This window comes from Myxococcus sp. CA040A (assembly GCF_013336725.1).
Classification (GTDB): Bacteria; Myxococcota; Myxococcia; order Myxococcales; family Myxococcaceae; genus Myxococcus; species Myxococcus llanfairpwllgwyngyllgogerychwyrndrobwllllantysiliogogogochensis.
In genome coordinates this window covers 223,063-240,498 of sequence record NZ_JABUMR010000007.1, presented here as the reverse complement: position 1 = coordinate 240,498, position 17,436 = coordinate 223,063, and the positions used below count along the sequence as shown (strand labels likewise).

Below are 17,436 nucleotides of genomic sequence, written 5' to 3'. Positions count from 1 at the left end.
GGCGACAGTTTCAAAGTTTCATCCACCAGCAACTTGTACGTGCTGCCTGTATCCCAGCACGAGGAGCGAGGCATGACGCCCGGTTCCAAGCAGTCCCCGAGTGCGAAGGTCGTCGAGTCGAGTGCCGCGGACGCCCACGTGAAGAACAACTACGTGGACTGCGCCACCGAGGTGGGGGTGCAGCGCGAGCGCAAGCCCCTACCGATGCCGTCCACCCCCGCCCTGGCCTCCGCTCCGGAGCTCCGCTAGGCCGCTTCCCCGACCAGCGGCGGGCCCGCACCCCCGCTGAGATCCAATGCCCGGACGGGAATGACCCCCCTCCGGGCATTTCCTTGTCTGTGCCCTTGCACTTTTTTCTCAAGGAACAGGCGCCTTCGCGTCTTTGACTGGGAAACCTGCCGCGCGAGCATGTAGGACAACATGGCAAACCTCTTCAACCGGGAGCGGAGGCGCTTTGAGGCGTTCATCCGACAGCACCGGCCCAGTCTTCTGGGCCTGGCGCGCCGGTTGTCCGCCCGTTCGAGCCTGGAGGCGGAGGACCTGGTCCAGGAGGCCTTCGAGCGGGCGATGCAGGACTTCGAGGCGTTGAAGGACCGGACGGACGCGGCGGCGGCGGCGTGGTTGTGTACGACGATGACCAACCGCTTCCTGGATTACTGCCGCAGGCAGCGCACGGAGTCGCGGGGGATGCCACACCTTGCCCTGGTGCAGGAGGGGGTGGCGCAGGGGGAGGCCCAGGAGAACTGGGAGCTGGTGAGCACCGAGGAGTTCCAGAAAGCGGTGGAGCGGCTGAAGCCGCACCTGCGCGACGCCTACCGGCTGCATGCGGAGGGCAAGCGCTACAACGCCATCGCCGAGCATTTCAACGTTCCCGTGGGCACGGTGGGCAGTTGGCTCACCCTGGCACGCAGGGACCTGAAGGACTTGCTGCTGCCACAGGTAGCGGTGGCCCGGGAGCGGGGGGCAACGAGCTCATGACGACGCCATGCACCAACAACCGACTGCACCTCTTCGTCGACGGAGAGCTTTCCGCCACGGAGGGTGAGGCCTTCCGGCAGCACCTGACGCGGTGCGCTGAGTGCGAATCGGGACTGAGGGACTTGCTGCAACTGGAGCTGCTCGCGGCGCGGGCGCTGGGGGGCGCTGCTCCGGTGGCCGAGCCGGTGGAGGTGGCCGAGCCGGTGTCCGCGAAGGTGGTGCCGCTGCGGGCCAGGCTCCAGAAGGTCTACCGCACGGCGGTGCCGCTGGCGCTGGCGGCGGGCCTGGCCGCGGTGGGGGTGTTCCGCTTTCAGGAGCCGCCCCAGATTCCGGACGCGGTATGGCTGGCGAGCGCGGACTCCCGCACGTTCGAGGCGCGGCTGAGCCACCCGAAGGCGGACCGCTTCCTTCCCTACAGCCCGATGCGCGGCACCAGTCACGCGTCGGAGATGTTGCCGCTTCGGCCGCTGGCGGAGCTGGAGGAGCGGCACGACTTCCGGGGCATCGCCGCGGCGTATGCGCTGCGCGGAGACTGGCAGCAGGCGGAGGCGTTCCTCGGGCGCGAGCCGGAGTCGGCGGACAAGGCGAACGACCAGGCGGTCGTGGCGCTGAGCCGGCAGCGGTACGAGGAGGCGCTGGGGCTGTTGACGAGCGCGCTTCGCCAGAACCCGAACCATGCGCAGGCGCTGTGGAACCGCGCGCTGGTGCTGCGGGAGCGCGACTTGCTGGACCGCGCGGCGGCGTCGTTCGACACCGTGGCCTCGCTGGGTGAGGAGGGCTGGAGCGCGGAGGCGCGTCGGATGGCGGCGGAGCTGCGCACGCAGCTGGCGGAGGAGCGGGTGCGGTGGCGGCGGCAGGTGACGGACGCGTGGCTGACGCTGACGGGGGAGGCGCCCTGGGACGCGAAGCAGCTGGCGCAGCGGCCGGTGGTGGCGCGCGCGGCGCTGTACGAGGCGGTCCGCACGGTGACTTCGAAGGAGGGCGTGGAGGCGCTGTTTCCGCTCGCGAAGGAGCTGGACACGCTGGGGGGCGGCTCGGTGCTGCAGGACTACGTGCGGCAGGTGGCGACGCGGGACTTCGCCGCGAGGGCGCCGCTGGCGCAGGGGTATGCGGGGCTCCTGAGGGAGCGCGAGACGAAGAAGGACGCCACGGCGCTGTTGGAGTCGCTGCGCCGCTCGGGGGAGCGGGACATCTACTTCGGGGCGCTGGTGCACACGGGGAGCGCGGTGGTGGACGGCACGGCGCTGAGCGCGCTGCGCGGCTTCGCCGAGGGCACGCCGGACCCGTGGCTGCACCTCCTGGCCGAGCGCGAGAGCATCCGCCGCGAGCTGGCCGCCGGCCACACGGCGCTGGCGGAGAAGCAGCTGATGGACGCGATGCTGACGTGCAACGGGCTGGGCAACATCGTCCCGTGCATGGAGCTGAACTGAGGACGACGCGGCGTCCGCGCTGAGGTGTCGAGGGGGCGGTCCATCAGGGCCGGCCCCTTCGTCTTTGTAGGGCGCGTCGCGCTGTTGTCCACCGTGCGAACGCCGCACGGTGTGAGCGCGGTGTCCTTGGGGTGCGTGGCAGGCTCGCCCGCATGCCTGAGTTCGCGCCCCGCAACATGAGCGATTACGCGGCCACCCACCGTGACTTCCGATGGGAGCGGCCCGAGCACTTCAACTTCTCCACCGACGTGGTGGACCGGCACGCCACCGAGCGTCCGGAGTCGCTGGCGCTCTTGTGGTCCGACGAGTCCGGCCGCGAGCAGCGCTTCACGTGGCAGGGCGTGCGGCAGCGCTCGATTCACGCCGCGCAGTTCCTCGCGGGCCTGGGGCTGAAGAAGGGCGACCGGGTCTTCATCATGATGCCCCGGGTGCCGGAGTGGTGGTTCCTGGTGCTGGGCTGCATCCGCGTGGGCATCGTCTTCATGCCCGGCACGCCCATGCTCACCGTCAAGGACATCCGCTACCGACTGGTGGCGGCGGACGCCAACGCGGTCATCGCCGACGTGAGCTGTCTGGACCGCTTCGAGGGACTCGCGGGCACCGGCCGCGTGGAGACCTGGGTGGCGGTGGGCGACGGTGCCCCCGAGCCATGGGTCTCCTACAAGGCGGGCACGGTGGGCACCGGCGCGCATGGCCAGTCCTTCGCGCCCACGCGCGCGGAGGACCCGCTGCTCATCTACTTCACGTCCGGCACCACCGGCATGCCGAAGCTGGTGTTGCACACGCACGCAAGCTACGGCCTGGGCCACGTGATTACCGGGCGGTACTGGCTGGATTTGACGCCGGAGGACCGCCACCTGACGCTGAGTGACACGGGCTGGGCCAAGTGTGCCTGGGGCAAGCTCTTTGGCCCGTGGAGTCAGGGCGCGTGCAACGTCGTCTACGACTTCCGGGGCCGCTTCGACGCGGGGAGGATTCTCAAGCTGCTGGAGTCCCAGCGCGTCACCACCTTCTGCGCGCCGCCCACCGCGTGGCGCTCGCTGGTGCTCCAGGACCTGAAGGCCTTCGAGTTGTCGTCCCTGCGCCACACGGTGAGCGCGGGCGAGCCGCTGAACCCGGAGGTCATCGACTCCTGGAAGGCGGCCACGGGGCTGCACATCCGCGAGGGTTACGGGCAGACGGAGACGGTGGTGGTGGTGGGCATGTTCCCCTCGGTGGAGCCGCGCGTGGGCTCCATGGGCAAGCCGTCCCCGGGCTTCACCGTGGGCGTCATCGACGACACGGGGCAGGAAGTGAAGGACGGCCAGGAGGGCGACATCGCGGTGCGCGTGGCTCCGGAGCGGCCGGTGGGGTTGTTCCAGGAGTACGTGGGGGACGACTCGGCCAACGCGGCCTGCCGCCGGGGGGACTGGTACGTCACCGGGGACAGGGCGGTGCGGGACGCGGAGGGCTACTTCTGGTTCGTGGGCCGCGCGGACGACGTCATCAAGACGTCCGGCTACCGCGTGGGCCCCTTCGAGGTGGAGTCCGCGCTGCTGGAGCACGCGGCGGTGGCGGAGTCGGCGGTGATTGGCGTGCCGGACGAGAAGATTGGCCAGCGCGTGAAGGCGTACGTGGTGCTGGCACCGGGCTTCACGCCGTCACAGGAGCTGGCGAAGGAGCTCCAGGAGCACGTGAAGCGGACGACGGCGCCGTACAAATACCCGCGCGAGGTGGAGTTCGTCTCCGAGCTGCCCAAGACGGTGAGCGGCAAGATTCGCCGCGCGGAGCTGCGCGCCACGCCGCCGAAACCGGGGTGAGGACGTCACCCCGGCTCCGAAGCGCTGTCAGCTGTTCCAGTCCGAGTGCACGAAGCCGGCGTCGGGCTTGTCCCGGCGCTGGTACGTGTGCGCGCCGAAGGCGTCACGCTGGGCCTGGGTGAGGTTCTGCGGCAGCTCCGGGCTGCGGTAGCTGTCCAGGTACGCCAGTGACGAGCTGAACACGGGCACGGGGATGCCCAGCTTCGTCGCCGCGCCCACCAGCTTGCGCCAGGACGGCGACAGCTTCTCGAGCACCGGCGCGAAGGCGTCCGAGACGAGGAGGTTGGGCAGCTCCGGCTGGCGGGTGAAGGCCTCCCGCAGCGGGGTGAGCAGCTTCGCGCGGATGATGCAGCCGCCTCGCCAGATGCGCGCCATCTCCGCCAGGGAGATGTTCCACTTGTACTCGTCTGACGCCGCCTGGATGAGCCGCATGCCCTGCGCGTACGTCACCACCCGCGCCGCGTACAGCGCGTCATGGGCCCACGCCGCCAGCTGCGCCTTCTCCTCCGAGGACAGCGCCTCCGAGGGGCCCTTGAGCTTGTGGCTCGCGGCCACGCGCTGGTCCTTCATCGAGGAAAGGTTGCGCGCATCCAGCGCGGAGGCGATGGAGGGCACCGGCACGCCCAAATCCAACGCCACCTGCACCGTCCACTTGCCCGTGCCCTTCTGACCGGCCTTGTCCAGCACCAGGTCCACCAGCGGCTTGCCCGTCTCCGCGTCCTTCTTGCGCAGCACCTTGATGCTGGTCTCCAAGAGGAAGGACTCGGCGATGCCCTGGTTCCACTGCGCGAAGAGGTCCGCCACGCCCTCCGCCGACAGGCCCAGGCCCCGGCGCAGCACGTCGTACGTCTCCGCGAGCAGCTGCATGTCCGCGTACTCGATGCCGTTGTGCACCATCTTCACGAAGTGGCCCGCGCCATCCGGCCCCACGTGCGTGACACACAGGCCCTCATCGGTGCGCGCGGCGATGGCCTCCAGCACCGGACGCACCAGCGCGTACGCCTCCGTCGGGCCGCCGGGCATGATGGACGGGCCGTGACGCGCGCCCTCCTCGCCGCCGGACACGCCCACGCCCAGGAAGTGCAGCCCCTTGGACTTGCACAGCTCCTCGCGCCGGCGCGTGTCCAGGAACCAGGAGTTGCCCGCGTCCATGATGACGTCGCCCGGCGACAGAAGCGGGAAGAGCCGCTCCAGCATCTGGTCCACCGCCGCGCCCGCCGTCACCATCAGCAGGATGCGCCGGGGGCGCTCCAGCCGCGAGACGAACTCCTCCATCGACGCGGTGCCCTTCAGCTCCGGATGCCCGTGCTTCTGGTGCATCTCGTCGATGCGCTCCGGATGCCGGTCCCACGCCGTCACCCGGAAGCCGTGGTCCGCGATGTTCAGGGCCAGGGCCGCGCCCATGACGCCCATTCCCGCCACGCCGAATTGCGCGCCCGCCTGGGCGCTCGCTGCCGCACTCATGCATCCTCCGAGAAGGCCCGCTCACCGTCCCGCGGCGGCGGAGTCCAACATCCACTGCGCATTCGTCACCCGGGCCGCTGGAAGCGCCGGGTCGCCCGCGAGCGCCCGGTGCACCGTCTCCCGCTTGCCCGCGCCCGCCACCAGCATCAGCACCGCGCTCGCTGACAGCAGCGTCGGCATCGTGAGCGTCATCCGCCAGGGCGGCGGCTTGGGGCCCACCACGGACAGCACGCGCCGGCTCTGCTCCTCCAGCGCCGGGTGGCCAGGGAAGAGGCTGGCCGTATGCCCGTCCTCTCCCATCCCCAGCAGCACCACGTTCAGCACCGGCGGCAGCTTCGCCTCGTACTCGCGCGCGGCGACTTCGCGGTCCCCGCGCTCGCCCTCCATGCGGAACACCTGCGACGGCGACAGCCGCAGCGGAGCCACCAGCGTCTCCTCCACCATGCGGTAGTTGCTGTCCGGGTGGTCCGGCGGAACGAAGCGCTCGTCCACGAAGTAGAGGTCCACCCGCTCCCACGGCAGCGTCAGGCGGGACAGCTCCCGGTACGCGGGGCCCGGCGTGCCTCCACCCGACAGGGCCAGGCTCACCCGCCGGTTCATCGCGAGCGACGTCTGGAGCGACCGCGCCATCCACTCGGCGGCCGCGCGCGCCAGGTTCTCCGGCGGGACGATGCGTGGAGGCAGCGCGCTCATAGCTGCGTCCACCGCCGCCCGTCGCGGGCCAGCAGCGCGGAGGCGGCCTGGGGGCCGGTGCTGCCGACCGTGTAGGGGTGCACCGTGCCTCCCTCTCCGGACTCCAGGGCCTGGAGGATGGGCGTCACGTAGGCCCACGCCTGCTCCACGCTGTCCTGCCGCGCGAAGAGGGTGGCGTTGCCGCGCATGCAGTCCAGGAGCAGCCGCTCGTACGCCTCCGGCACCGGCTTCTGGAAGCTCTCCTCGTAGTTGAAGTCCATGGTGACGCCCGCGATGTTGACGTCCTCGCCGGGCACCTTGGACTCGAAGGAGAGGGCGATGCCCTCCTGGGGCTGAATCCGCAGCGTGAGCACGTTGGGCTGCAGCCGCTGGCAGGTGGCGCCCTCGCCGGAGAACAGGCCGATGGGCACCGACTTGAAGTGGATGGACACCTCCGTCATCCGCTTCTTCAGGCCCTTGCCCGCGCGCAGGTAGAAGGGCACGCCCTCCCAGCGCCACGAGTCCACGCTGAGCTTCATGGCCACGTACGTGGGCGTGCGCGAGTCGGGCTTGACGCCCTTCTCCTTGAGGTAGCCCTCGTACTGACCGGCCACCACGGCGCGCGCCACCTCCTTGCCCTCCACGGGGCGCAGCGCGCGGAACACCTTGTTCTTCTCGTCGCGGATGTCCTCCGCGCCGAAGGACACCGGCGGCTCCATGGCGCACAGCGCGAGCACCTGGAGCAGGTGGTTCTGCACCATGTCCCGGATGACGCCCGTCTCGTCGTAGAAGCCGCCGCGGCCCTCCACGCCAATCGCCTCCGCCGCCGTGATTTCCACATGGTCGATGTGGTTGCGGTTCCACAGCGGCTCGAAGATGGCGTTGGCGAAGCGGAAGACCAGGATGTTCTGGACGGTCTCCTTGCCCAGGTAGTGGTCGATGCGGAAGATCTGCTTCTCGTCCAGCACCGCCGCCAGCTCGCGGTTCAGCTCGCGGGCGCTCTCCAGGTCGTGACCGAAGGGCTTCTCGATGACCAGCCGCCGCCAGGGCTTCGCCTGCGGATGCTCCTCGCGCTTGAGCAGCCCGGCGCCGGCCAGGCTGTGCAGAATCTGGGGGAAGGTGGAGGCGGGCGTGGCCAGATAGTAGAGCTGGTTGCCCTCGGTGCCCTGGCGCTTGGCGACCTGCTCCAGCCGCTCGCGCAGGCGCTTGAAGGACTCCGCGTCGTCATAGCCGCCGGAGATGCCCTCCAGGCGCGGGGCGAACTTCTGCCACGTCGCCTCGTCGAGCGGCTGCGTGCGCGCGAACTTCCGCAGCCCTTCCTTCACGTGGTCGCGGAAGGCTTCGTCGTCGAGCTGCGAGCGACTGAAGGCGACGACGGAGAAGTGGTCCGGCAGGAGGTTGGCGCGCGCCAGCTCGAAGAGGGCGGGGAACAGCTTGCGCTGCGCCAGGTCTCCCGTCGCGCCGAAGAGCACCACCGTGCATGGGTCCGGGCGCGTGGCGCGCAGCAGCGGGTCTCCCTCTCGGGGATGCGTCTCGATGTGCAGGCCCTGCGCGTCCATTCCGCTGCCTCCTCCGAGTGCCTTCGTGCGGGGCCACCTTACGCCGCTCTCGTTGCCTCGCGGCAAGCCAGAGTGCGCGCAGTGATGTGCGCGTGACGTCTGGAGCGTCCGAAAGAGCGCCTCGCGGGGCCTGCTCTAACGGCGGGCCTCCGGAGTCGCCACGCTCAGTCGAGGGAGGACCGTGCGTGGCGACCCTGGCGCGGACTCAGCGGTCGCCGCCGAAGGTGCCCACGAGCCGGATGTGGCTCTTGCCCGTCTCCGAGCACGTGAGGTCGAGGCTCACGCTCCAGGTGGGGACCTCGGAGTTCCAGGTGAGGCGCCCCGTCCAGGAGCCGCACGCGGAGGTGGGCAGCTGGCTGTTGAGTCTTATGCTGGTCACCCGGGAGTCCGGCAGCGTGTAGACGGTTCCCGGCGCCGGCAGGGGACGCTTGATGCGGAAGCTCACCCCGGTGAAGGCGACTCCGCACGTCGGAGCCCGGGAGGTGAAGTGGGTAAGGCTCACGTCGAAGCCGTCGTCCGTGGCGCAGTACGTCGGCGGCGAGCAGAACCACTCACCGGTGGTGGGCGTCGTGGAGTAGGTGCTGGCTTCGTAGAACACGCCCGTGGAGCTGGGGCTGGTCAGGTTCCAGTGGCAGGTGGGCTTCACCGTGCGACAGCACGCGGCGGCGTTCCCGTTGCAGCCCGTCGTGAAGCAGCCCATGGGATTGGTGGCCGTGCCATCTCCCTCGCACTTCATGCCCAGCACCGCATCCGTGCCGGTGCGCGTACAGGCCCACAGCGAGGTCCCTTCGCAGAAGGACTCGCCCGGCGTGCAGAGCTGGGGCGCCTGGCCCATGGGCCCCATCGGTCCCTGCGCCCCTGTGTCGCCCTTGGGGCCCTGGACTCCCTGGGGACCCACCACGCCGCGAGGCCCTTCCATTCCCTGCGGACCCTGTGCCCCCGTGGAGCCTGTCTCGCCGCGAACGCCTTGCGCGCCCTGAACGCCCTGCGGCCCGCGCTCACCGGTGTCGCCCTTGGGCCCCTGGGCGCCCTGGAGCCCCTGCTCTCCCTGAGGACCCGGCGGACCGCCCTCGGGACCTCGGGGGCCCTGGGGACCTTGCGGACCCTGGGTTCCGGTGGGGCCCTCGGTGGTGCAGGCGGCGGTGGTGAACAGGCAGCACAGCAGCAATGGCGCGAGTGCGCGCCAGGGGGTCTTCGTCATAGGGCGCGCCCGGTATCAGCTTGCCCTGCCGGGGGCAATACCTCGCATGGGCCGAGACACGGCGAGTACGTGCCCTCGAATCCCTCTCATCCACGGCGTCTGCCTTCTGGAACTCCGGGTGAAGCGACCCGGGTTCAGATGCCCGGGGGTGGTGGAAGCACCTGGGCGCGCAGCAACTCCGTTCTCCGGCGTCGGTGGGCATTGCCCTCGTCCAGCAAGGTGGCCAGCGAATAGAGCCGAAGCGCGGGCATGCGCTGCTCGTCCGCCTCCAGGGCTTCTCCACGCTCCGTGGCCAGGTCCGCGAGTCGCTCGCGCTCCACGGGCGAAGGCAACTCGCTCGACGGCTTGTACGTGAGCACGCAGCGCCAGCGCTTCAGGCCTCGTTCCGCTTCGCCGTCCCGGATGTCCTGCTCGAGAAGGCGTGTCAGGGCTTCTCGGTCCGGCGCCAGCGCCGCGCTTTTTCCTCCCGGACAGCGAGGGTCCTCCGTGGCCGACAGGCCGATGAGCTGCCACTCCGTCCCGCCGATGTGCCGGAAGTTCGGCATCAGGCCGGGCAGTCTCGTCAGGTAGTGGCTCGGGCCGTGCGAGTCGAGAAGGAAGGGGGGCCCTTCCGACAGGAGGTAGTCCGCGAGGGCCTGGGGATTGCCCGAGTGATGCGCGATGGCATAGTCGCCGAGTCCCGCCACGTCGACGAGCTCCGCCTCGCGGAGCACCATGGCCTGCCCGCCCAGGTCCGGTGCCGCCACCAGCGGCCGGAGTTGACCCAGCTCGGCGGCGAGCCGCTTCACGCCCACGTAGTGACTGGCGACGTATTGGAAGGGCAGCTCCGGGGATGCCTTGATGCGAGGCGCGCGCAGCGTCGCCTCTCTCAGGCCTGGAAGACCCAGCCAGAGGGCCGCCACTCCCACGGCGCCCACGCCGATGCGCGCGGGCCAGCGCCAGCGCTCACCGCGCGTGGTCAGCGCCGCCGCGCGCGCACGCACGCCCGACAGACCCGACGCCATGCACACGCCCAGCAAGGGCACCAGCGGCGCGATGAAGCGCCACTCGCGCATCCAGTCACCCGAGCGCCATGCGAAGAACCCACCCGCAGCCAGGAAGAGGGCGCCGAGCGCCGCGCTCCTCGCGGAGGCCACGCCTCCCATCAACCCCAGCACGGCGCCTGCCAGGGCGAGCTGAACCAGCGGGAGGGAGAGGTGGAGGTAGTCCTTCAGATATTTGCTTCCGTCGAGCTTCCAGAAGCGCTTGGCGTAGTAGGTGTTGGGGAACAGGTCCGCGAAGTAGGCCCACCTCACCGCGTACCATCCGCCCACCAGCACCAGCAGCCAGCAGGCGATGCCCAACGCCTGTTGTCCGGTCCAGCGTCGCTCCAGGGTCCGGTGCGTCAACCACAAGAGGCCGGCGCCCAGCAGGTAGAGGAGTCCCTCGGGGCGGGTGAGGCACAGCAACGCCAGCGCCAGGCCCGCGCTCGCGCCCCGGCCCGTGCGCAGCTCGCGCAGGAGCAGGACGCCGGCCGTGGCCAGGAGGAGGGCCTGGAGTCCGGTCTCCATGCCGCTGGAAATCCACGTCATGTAGATGGGGCTGGTCGCGGCCACCCAGGGCGCCGCGACGTCCTCCAGTCGCGGACGGCGGCGCTCCGAGACAGGCCCCCAGAGCGCGAAGAGGGGCAGCGCCAGCAGACCCAGGATGATGCCCAGCGAGTGCGCGTACGTTTCGGGCGCCAGGCCCAGGGGCTGGCTCAGCCCCAGCAGCAGCGTCCACAGGGGATTCGAGAAGCCCTCCACGGGCTGCGAGTGAGGCGTGACACGCAGCCCCGCCCCCTCGAAGAAGCTGTGGCCGTAGGCGATGGAGATGGCGGCGTCGTCCACGACGGGCGTGGCGAGGTAGCCGCAGTGGTACGCCCCCGCCGCCACCGCGGCCAGGACAAGGCCGGCGGTCAACGCCAGCTCCCAGTCGGTCTTGAAGCGAGGGAGCGGTGGGTTGCTGGGCGTGGGGAGGCTCATGTACTCCGGACTTGGGGCAGGGCGCCGGGATGATAGCAGCGCCAGGCGGGCGGGCGTCCCGAGCACGTCGCGGGGGCCAAAAGGTGATATGCCCGGGCGTCCGTCTCGACCTCTCCCCGGCTTGTCGCGAGAGTCCCCTTCCGCTGCGCCGTGCACCGCGATGAAGTACCTCGTCACCGTCTGGTTCTGGCTCGTCTTCCTGCTCACGGCGCCCGTGCTCTTCACGCTGGGGGCGCTGCTGCTGCTCGTCACGTTCCCCGTCGACCGGGACCGCCGGATGTTGCACTGGCTGGTGTGTGGCTGGTGCCACTGGCTGTGGCTGCACCTGTCCCCGGGCTGGCGCACGCGCTTCGAGGGCCGTGAGCACCTGCCCCAAGGCCCGTGTGTCATCGTGGTCAACCACCAGTCCGCCATGGACATCCTCGCCGTCATGGGGCTGAACCACCCGTACAAGTTCGTGGCGAAGGCCTCGCTGTTCAACCTGCCGCTGGTGGGTTGGATGATGACGCTCCTGGCCTACGTGCCCATCGTCCGGGGCTCGTCCAGCGCCATGCACCAGTTGCTGGACCCATGTCGCAAGTGGCTGCGTCGGGGCATGCCCGTCCTCATCTTCCCGGAGGGTACCTATGCGACGGGCGGACAGCGACTGCCCTTCAAGCGCGGCGCCTTCCAGCTCGCGTTGGAGGAGCACGTTCCGGTGGTGCCCATCGTCGTGGAGGGCACGACGCAACTGCTCGACGGAGACGGGCCCTGGATGAACGCGCGGGCGTCCATGCGCGTGCGAGTCCTGCCGGCCCTGCCGCCGGAGTCACTGGGCGAGGACGCGGTGGAGCTGGCGGAGCGGGTGCGTGCGTTGTACGAGCGCACCCTCGCCGTCGGCGGCTGAGTCACGCGCATGGGCTGGCTACTCTGGACCTTGGAGACCTTGCTGGCGGTGGCCGCCGCGTGGGCGCTGTCCGCCGCGCTCCTGCGTGAGCGGTCCACGCTGGAGCGCTGGATGGCCGCGCTCCTGTTCGGTGCCGCGAGCATCCTCACCTGTGTCCAGGGGCTGGGCCTCTCGGGGCAGCTGGGCCGCGTGCAGCTCGCCGTCGCGGGGCTCGTGCTCCACGGGGCCATGCTCGCGGTGGCCGTGCTCCGCGTCGGCGGCGCGGAGTTGCTCGCCCGACTGCGCGCGGACCTGGGCGCTCCGGTGCGCCTCTTGCGTGACATCCATCGGCGCCAGGAACTGGCCGCCTGGGCGCTGCTGCCAGCGGCGTGCGCGCTCGTGCTCTCCTGCGTCGTCGCCTGGTACTACCCGAACTGGGCCTGGGACGTCGTCTGGTACCACGTCCCCAAGACGAACTACGCGGTGCAGACGGGCAGCATCACCTGGGTGGACACCTCCGTCTGGTACGTCAACGGCTACCCCGAGCTCACCGAGCTGCTCTCCGTCTGGAACGTGCTGCTGCCCCGGCACACGCGGCTGGATGACCTGTCGCAGATTCCCTTCGGCCTGCTCGGAGCGCTCGCGGTGGCCGCGCTCTGTCGCCGGGCGAGCGCGAGCCCCGCGCTGGCCGCCTCGCTGGGCGCGATGTGGCTCACCCTGCCGGCGGTGTTCCTCCAACTGCACACCTCGCACGCCGACGTGGTGGCCGGCGCGCTGTTCATCACCGCCTTCTACTTCCTCACCGAGCGGGACTGGAGCCCCGTCGCGCGCACGCTGACGCTGCTGGCGCTGGGCCTGTATGCGGGCACCAAGGTGACGGGCCTCTTCCACCTCGCGCTCCTGTCGCCGTTGCTGCTGGTGCGAGGAGTGCTTGTCCTGCGACGCGCGAAGGGCGCGCGGTGGCGGACGCTGGGACAGGCGGGGCTCGCGGTCCTGCTGCTGCTCTGGCTGGGCGCACCCACGTACGTGGAGAACGCGGCGCGCACCGGCAACCCGTTCTGGCCCGCGCGCATGCGGGTGCTGGGGCGTGAGCTGGCGGGCCCCATCGGCGCGGAGGAAATCGCCGGACCGCCAGCGTTCTTCGGCGCGCCCGGGGCCTTCGCGCGCATGGTGGACAACTGGAGCGCGCGCGAGGGGATGTACTGGCCCGACGTGCGCGAGCGCGCCTTTGGCTGGCTCTTTCCGTACCTGCTCTTGCCCGTGCTGTTGTGGGTGAGCGCGTCGGCCCTCTTCAGTCGTGAGCGCTGGTTCCGGTTGTCGCTGCCGCTGCTCGCGGGCCTGGCGGTGCTGGTGCCCGCGGCGTGGTGGGGCCGCTTCACGCTGGGGCTTCCCGCCGCGGGGCTGGTTGCGTTCGCCGTGCTGCACCGACAGGTGGGCACGCGCTATCTCCAGGCGCCGCTGTCCGCCCTCGCGGCCTTTCTCTGCGTGGCGTCCTTCGCGAAGGCCTCCGTGGGTTATCGGGTGTTGCCCACGCTGGGGCCGCGCGCCACCCCGGACGTGCGAGACGAGGACCGCCTCCGGTTGCAGATTGGTTGGCTGTGGCCACTGGAGGCGATGCACCTGCGCGAGCAGGAGCTGCGCCCCGGTGACGTGGTGGCGTACGACAGCGCGACGTCCTTCCTTGGGGAGTACTGGACGGACGACCTGCGCAATCGCGTCGAGTACGTCAACCACGAGGGCAATGACGGCGTGTACCTCGACAAGCTCCGCGCCCTCCGGCCGCGCTGGGTGAGCGTGCGTCGAGAGAGTCCCGCCGAGCATCTGCTGCGCGCACGGAGTCAGGCCTTCGAGCGGCTCTTCGATTGTCCCCTCAGCTCCGCCGTCATGTATCGAGTCACCCGCGCGGACTGGTAGGTGTCTCGGCGGAAAGCTCCGTGTCGTGGCGCCACCTGGGAGTGAAGGCCACAGCCTCGCTGAAAGAAATCGGTGAGCGTGCGAACTCGCACGACGCATTCGGTTCAGTTGACGGACGGGGTGCGCGTGCCCGGTGCTGTATCTTCCGGGCCATGCGCCAACTCTTGATTCTGCTTCTATTGCTCGCAGCGCCAGTCTGGGCCGCCGTACCCACCGGCTTCACCGAGACCGTCTTCCAGTCGAGCACCCTGAATCAGGCCACGGGCATGGCGTGGGCCCCTGATGGCTCGGGGCGCCTGTTCATCACCATCAAGTCGGGGCCCATCCGGGTGGTCTCGACGGAGAACGGCCTGCCGCAGACGACGACGCCAGGCGGCACCGCGCTGGTGACGAGCCTGTTCGCGACGGAGCCGGTCGTCCACACCAACAGCGAGTGCGGCGTCATCGGCATCGCGTTCGACCCGAACTTCACCGTCAACCGCTACGTCTACATCTTCGTCACCGTCTCCGCGTCGGAGCAGCAGATTGTCCGCTACACGGACTCCAACGGCACGGGCACGGCGCGCACGGTGATTGTCTCGCGGCTGCCCACTCGCGGAGAGAATCACGACGGCGGTGGCATCGGCTTCGGGCCGGACGGCAAGCTGTACTTCGCCGTGGGCGACCTGGGCAACGGCACGGGTGTGGATGCGGACCTGACGTCGATGGCGGCGAAGGTGAGCCGGGCCAACCGCGACGGCACGCCCGCCAACGACAACCCGTTCAACGACGGCGTGGGGCCGAACAACGAGTACATCTGGGCCCGAGGCGTCCGCAATCCGTTCACGCTGACCTTCCAGCCGAGCACCGGCCTGCTCTGGGTCAACGTGGTGGGCGACGGCTACGAGCAGACCTTCGTGGTGAACCGGCGCAACCACGCGGGCTACAACGACTATGAGAACAACCAGCCGGCCGGCAACGACTACATCACCCCCGTCATCAAGTACCGCACCAACAACATCGACACGCGCACCCTCACCGCGACGGGCGCCGCGCGCGCGGGCGGTATCGCCACCTTCACCACCACCGGCATCCACGGCTTCCGCAAGGGCGAGAAGCTCACCATCGAGGGCGTGTCGGATGCCTCATTCAACGGGGACTTCTACGTCGCCAGCGTCCCCAGCGCGACGACCTTCACGCTGACGCAGACGGGCTTGCCCGATGTCGGCAGCGGCGGTGGCACCGCGAAGACCCAGGCCCTGGGGGCCTGCCTGAACGGCGGCGTCTTCTACGACTCCACGCTCTTCCCGGCCGAGTACCGCGGCAACTACTTCTTCGGTGACTATGTCTCCGGCAAGTTCGCGCGCGCCACGCTGGCGCAGGACAACACCGTGGCGACGGTGGACCTGTGGGGGACGGAGTTCAGCTCGTATGTCGACGCGACGGTGGGACCCGACGGCGCGCTGTACACCATCGGTGTCACCAACGGGCGTCTGCGCCGCATCGTGCCCAACGCTCCCGGACAGCGCCTGGTGGTGACCGGACTCTACCCGCGCGTCGTGGAGGGCGGCCGGGCCACCTTCACCGTGCGGCTGGCGGAGGCTCCCACGGCCTCTGTCGTGGTGGATGCCTTCAGGGCGGCGGGCGGCAGCACCGACCTGCGCCTGTCAGGTGTCTCCACCTTCACCTTCACGCCGGGGAACTGGAGCGTTCCGCGCGTCGTGACGATTGAGGCGCTGGAGGACGCGGACGCGGTCGTGGACACGGCCACCTTCACCGTGGCGTCCAGCGGGCTGACCTCCGAGTCCGTGCTCGCGACCACCATCGAGGACAACTCCGCGCAGTTCGTGCTCTCGTCCAGCAACGTGAGCATCAACGAGGGCGGGACGGCGACGTTCGACGTGTCGATGAACCGCGCGCCCGCGAGCAACGTGAGCGTCACGGTGGCTCGGACCGCGGGCGACACGGACCTCACCGTGCAGTCCGGGGCCGCGCTCACCTTCACGACGACCAACTGGAGCACGCCGCAGACCGTCACGCTGAGCGCCGCCTCGGACGCCGACAACGCGGATGGCGTCGCCACCTTCACCGTGTCGGCGACGGGCCTGGATTCGCGCGCCGTGACGGTGACCGAGGCGGATGACGAGCCGCTGGCGCCCGTCATCACCTCCACGGCTCCCCTCACCGCGGTGGTGGGCAACCCGTATCGCTACGATGTGGAGGCGCGCGCGAGGCCGGTGCCCACGTACACGCTCACCACCTCGCCGCCGGGGATGTCCATCGACGCGGCCACGGGCCTCATCTCCTGGACGCCCACCACGGCCATGACGGTGCCCGTCGAGGTGCGCGTGGCCAACACCGTGTCCCCGGATGCGACGCAGACCTTCTCCATCACCGTGAAGGAGGACGAGGCGCCCCGCGCGGTCCTCACCCGTCCCACGGCGGAGGAGCGCGTGTCCGGTGCGTTCTCGGAGTTCTACGGCGACTGCATCGACGACTACGGCTGCACGCGCGCGGAGTTCTTCGTCGACGGAGTGCGGCGCTACGCCGACGAGCGCACGGACAATCACTTCCACTTCGGCGGCGAGCACAACCGCTGGGACACGACGGACCTGGCGCCCGGTGGCCACCTGGTGAAGTTCGCGGTGGTGGACACCTCGGGGAAGCGGCACGAGGTCGAGGTGAAGGTGTGCGCCGGTGACGGTGACTGCACGCTGGTGCCGCAGGGGCCTCCGGATGCCGGCTCGGAGCCGGACGCTGGCGTGTCACCTGATGCGGGTTCGCAGCCCGACGCTGGCCCCAGCCCTCAGTCGCCGGGGGAGGATGACGGCTGCGGCTGTGGCGCCGCCCCGGTGGGCTCGCTCGCGTGGGTGGCCCTGGCCGCGCTGGCGATGTCGCGCCGACGTCGCCGTCAGGCCTGACGGCTGCGTGCCTTGAGCACCGGTGCTCGCCTGGCGGCCTGAATCAGGGTGTCGGCCAGGGCGAGCGCCGGAGCGATGTGGGTCTCCAGCGCCGAGGTGGATGCGGGGACGCCCCGGTGCTCCGCCTCCAGCAGTCCCGCGACGATGGAGAAGCGCTGGTAGTGACGGTGGGCGCGCAGCAGATGCTCGCCCACCTGGGGCGTCGTGAGCAGGGCGTGCGATTCCGGCGACAGGCCCTTCAGGTTGAGCGCCGAATCCAGCGCCACGTCACCCAGTTCCTCGTCGCGCACGCTGAACAGCTTCAGGAACTTGTCGCCCAGCCCCTCGGTTTCCAGGTGCAGCTCCTGGGGCACCACGTCGCTCACGTCCAGGCGCAGCACCATCACGTGGTACGAGCCCTGGTTCTGGCCGCGGACCTCGGTGAGCAGGGAGAGCTGCCGGTCCTGGTGGAGCCCCTGCACTTCCATGAAGTCCTTGGACTGGGTGAAGCTCCAGCCTCTCCGCGTCGCGAAGACGAGCCACGCCTTGCGCTGCCGACGCTTGTCCCTGGCGGCGAGGGCGAGCACGAGCACGACGAAGAGCACCATGCCCAGGAGCGCGAGCCATGGGACGAACGTGGATTCCATGCGGGAAAGCATCCCCCCGAGAGGA

13 protein-coding genes are annotated in these 17,436 nt (G+C 70.1%); 7 read left to right on the top strand and 6 right to left on the bottom strand.

The features are described 5' to 3' along the window. Nucleotides 1-72 precede the first annotated feature (72 nt). The 4 genes from HUA75_RS31000 (at nucleotide 73) to HUA75_RS30985 (ending at nucleotide 4,207) form a co-directional block, all read left to right on the top strand. Nucleotides 73-249: a hypothetical protein gene (locus HUA75_RS31000; RefSeq protein ID WP_174454481.1), complete on the top strand. Its 177-nt coding sequence runs from the start codon at nucleotides 73-75 to the stop codon at nucleotides 247-249. A gap of 171 nt (nucleotides 250-420) precedes the next feature. Then, on the top strand, nucleotides 421-978 hold the full coding sequence (locus HUA75_RS30995) for an RNA polymerase sigma factor (protein WP_141643478.1): 558 nt from the start codon (nucleotides 421-423) through the stop codon (nucleotides 976-978). Beyond that, entirely contained in the window at nucleotides 975-2,408 is a 1,434-nt protein-coding gene (locus HUA75_RS30990; RefSeq protein WP_141643479.1) for a tetratricopeptide repeat protein, read from the top strand. Before HUA75_RS30995 ends, HUA75_RS30990 begins: the two co-directional genes overlap by 4 nt. Nucleotides 2,409-2,560: 152 nt before the next feature. Further along, a complete protein-coding gene (locus HUA75_RS30985) occupies nucleotides 2,561-4,207 on the top strand; it encodes an acyl-CoA synthetase (protein ID WP_174488444.1) in 1,647 nt (548 codons plus the stop codon). 27 nt (nucleotides 4,208-4,234) lie between these two features. On the opposite strand, the gene gndA is transcribed toward HUA75_RS30985, so the two are convergent. The 5 genes from gndA to HUA75_RS30960 form a co-directional block, all read right to left on the bottom strand. Then, nucleotides 4,235-5,671, bottom strand: coding sequence for an NADP-dependent phosphogluconate dehydrogenase (gene gndA, locus HUA75_RS30980; protein ID WP_141643481.1), 1,437 nt, complete (start codon nucleotides 5,669-5,671; stop codon nucleotides 4,235-4,237). A gap of 21 nt (nucleotides 5,672-5,692) precedes the next feature. Further along, nucleotides 5,693-6,364 carry a 6-phosphogluconolactonase gene (pgl, locus tag HUA75_RS30975; protein WP_141643482.1) on the bottom strand — a complete coding sequence of 224 codons (672 nt, stop codon included), beginning with the start codon at nucleotides 6,362-6,364 and terminating at the stop codon, nucleotides 5,693-5,695. Continuing rightward, complete coding sequence (gene zwf / locus HUA75_RS30970) at nucleotides 6,361-7,902, bottom strand: glucose-6-phosphate dehydrogenase (protein ID WP_174454484.1); 1,542 nt, start codon at nucleotides 7,900-7,902, stop codon at nucleotides 6,361-6,363. The genes pgl and zwf overlap by 4 nt, the downstream gene beginning before the upstream one ends. Nucleotides 7,903-8,107: 205 nt before the next feature. After that, the gene (locus HUA75_RS47785; protein ID WP_174488443.1) at nucleotides 8,108-9,103 is read right to left on the bottom strand and encodes a collagen-like protein; all 996 of its coding nucleotides are present in this window, start codon (nucleotides 9,101-9,103) and stop codon (nucleotides 8,108-8,110) included. 134 nt (nucleotides 9,104-9,237) lie between these two features. Next, on the bottom strand, nucleotides 9,238-11,106 hold the full coding sequence (locus HUA75_RS30960) for a hypothetical protein (protein ID WP_174488442.1): 1,869 nt from the start codon (nucleotides 11,104-11,106) through the stop codon (nucleotides 9,238-9,240). 160 nt (nucleotides 11,107-11,266) lie between these two features. On the opposite strand from HUA75_RS30960, the gene HUA75_RS30955 reads away from it, so the two are divergent. The 3 genes from HUA75_RS30955 (at nucleotide 11,267) to HUA75_RS30945 (ending at nucleotide 16,785) form a co-directional block, all read left to right on the top strand. Next, entirely contained in the window at nucleotides 11,267-11,992 is a 726-nt protein-coding gene (locus HUA75_RS30955) for a 1-acyl-sn-glycerol-3-phosphate acyltransferase (protein ID WP_141643486.1), read from the top strand. 9 nt (nucleotides 11,993-12,001) lie between these two features. Further along, entirely contained in the window at nucleotides 12,002-13,885 is a 1,884-nt protein-coding gene (locus HUA75_RS30950) for a hypothetical protein (protein ID WP_174488441.1), read from the top strand. A 152-nt stretch (nucleotides 13,886-14,037) separates the two neighbouring features. After that, complete coding sequence (locus HUA75_RS30945) at nucleotides 14,038-16,785, top strand: sorbosone dehydrogenase family protein (protein ID WP_174488440.1); 2,748 nt, start codon at nucleotides 14,038-14,040, stop codon at nucleotides 16,783-16,785. Here HUA75_RS30945 and HUA75_RS30940 read toward each other — a convergent pair. Then, the gene (locus HUA75_RS30940) at nucleotides 16,776-17,411 is read right to left on the bottom strand and encodes a hypothetical protein (protein WP_174488439.1); all 636 of its coding nucleotides are present in this window, start codon (nucleotides 17,409-17,411) and stop codon (nucleotides 16,776-16,778) included. The two genes, HUA75_RS30945 and HUA75_RS30940, sit on opposite strands and share 10 nt — an antisense overlap. Nucleotides 17,412-17,436: the final 25 nt, after the last annotated feature.

Excerpts from the sequence above, each read along its gene's own strand:
- HUA75_RS31000 (WP_174454481.1), top strand. The coding sequence starts at position 73 with ATGACGCCCGGTTCCAAGCAGTCCCCGAGTGCGAAGGTCGTCGAGTCG.
- HUA75_RS30995 (WP_141643478.1), top strand. The coding sequence starts at position 421 with ATGGCAAACCTCTTCAACCGGGAGCGGAGGCGCTTTGAGGCGTTCATC.
- HUA75_RS30990 (WP_141643479.1), top strand. The coding sequence starts at position 975 with ATGACGACGCCATGCACCAACAACCGACTGCACCTCTTCGTCGACGGA.
- HUA75_RS30985 (WP_174488444.1), top strand. The coding sequence starts at position 2,561 with ATGCCTGAGTTCGCGCCCCGCAACATGAGCGATTACGCGGCCACCCAC.
- gndA (WP_141643481.1), bottom strand. The coding sequence starts at position 5,671 with ATGAGTGCGGCAGCGAGCGCCCAGGCGGGCGCGCAATTCGGCGTGGCG.
- pgl (WP_141643482.1), bottom strand. The coding sequence starts at position 6,364 with ATGAGCGCGCTGCCTCCACGCATCGTCCCGCCGGAGAACCTGGCGCGC.
- zwf (WP_174454484.1), bottom strand. The coding sequence starts at position 7,902 with ATGGACGCGCAGGGCCTGCACATCGAGACGCATCCCCGAGAGGGAGAC.
- HUA75_RS47785 (WP_174488443.1), bottom strand. The coding sequence starts at position 9,103 with ATGACGAAGACCCCCTGGCGCGCACTCGCGCCATTGCTGCTGTGCTGC.
- HUA75_RS30960 (WP_174488442.1), bottom strand. The coding sequence starts at position 11,106 with ATGAGCCTCCCCACGCCCAGCAACCCACCGCTCCCTCGCTTCAAGACC.
- HUA75_RS30955 (WP_141643486.1), top strand. The coding sequence starts at position 11,267 with ATGAAGTACCTCGTCACCGTCTGGTTCTGGCTCGTCTTCCTGCTCACG.
- HUA75_RS30950 (WP_174488441.1), top strand. The coding sequence starts at position 12,002 with ATGGGCTGGCTACTCTGGACCTTGGAGACCTTGCTGGCGGTGGCCGCC.
- HUA75_RS30945 (WP_174488440.1), top strand. The coding sequence starts at position 14,038 with ATGCGCCAACTCTTGATTCTGCTTCTATTGCTCGCAGCGCCAGTCTGG.
- HUA75_RS30940 (WP_174488439.1), bottom strand. The coding sequence starts at position 17,411 with ATGGAATCCACGTTCGTCCCATGGCTCGCGCTCCTGGGCATGGTGCTC.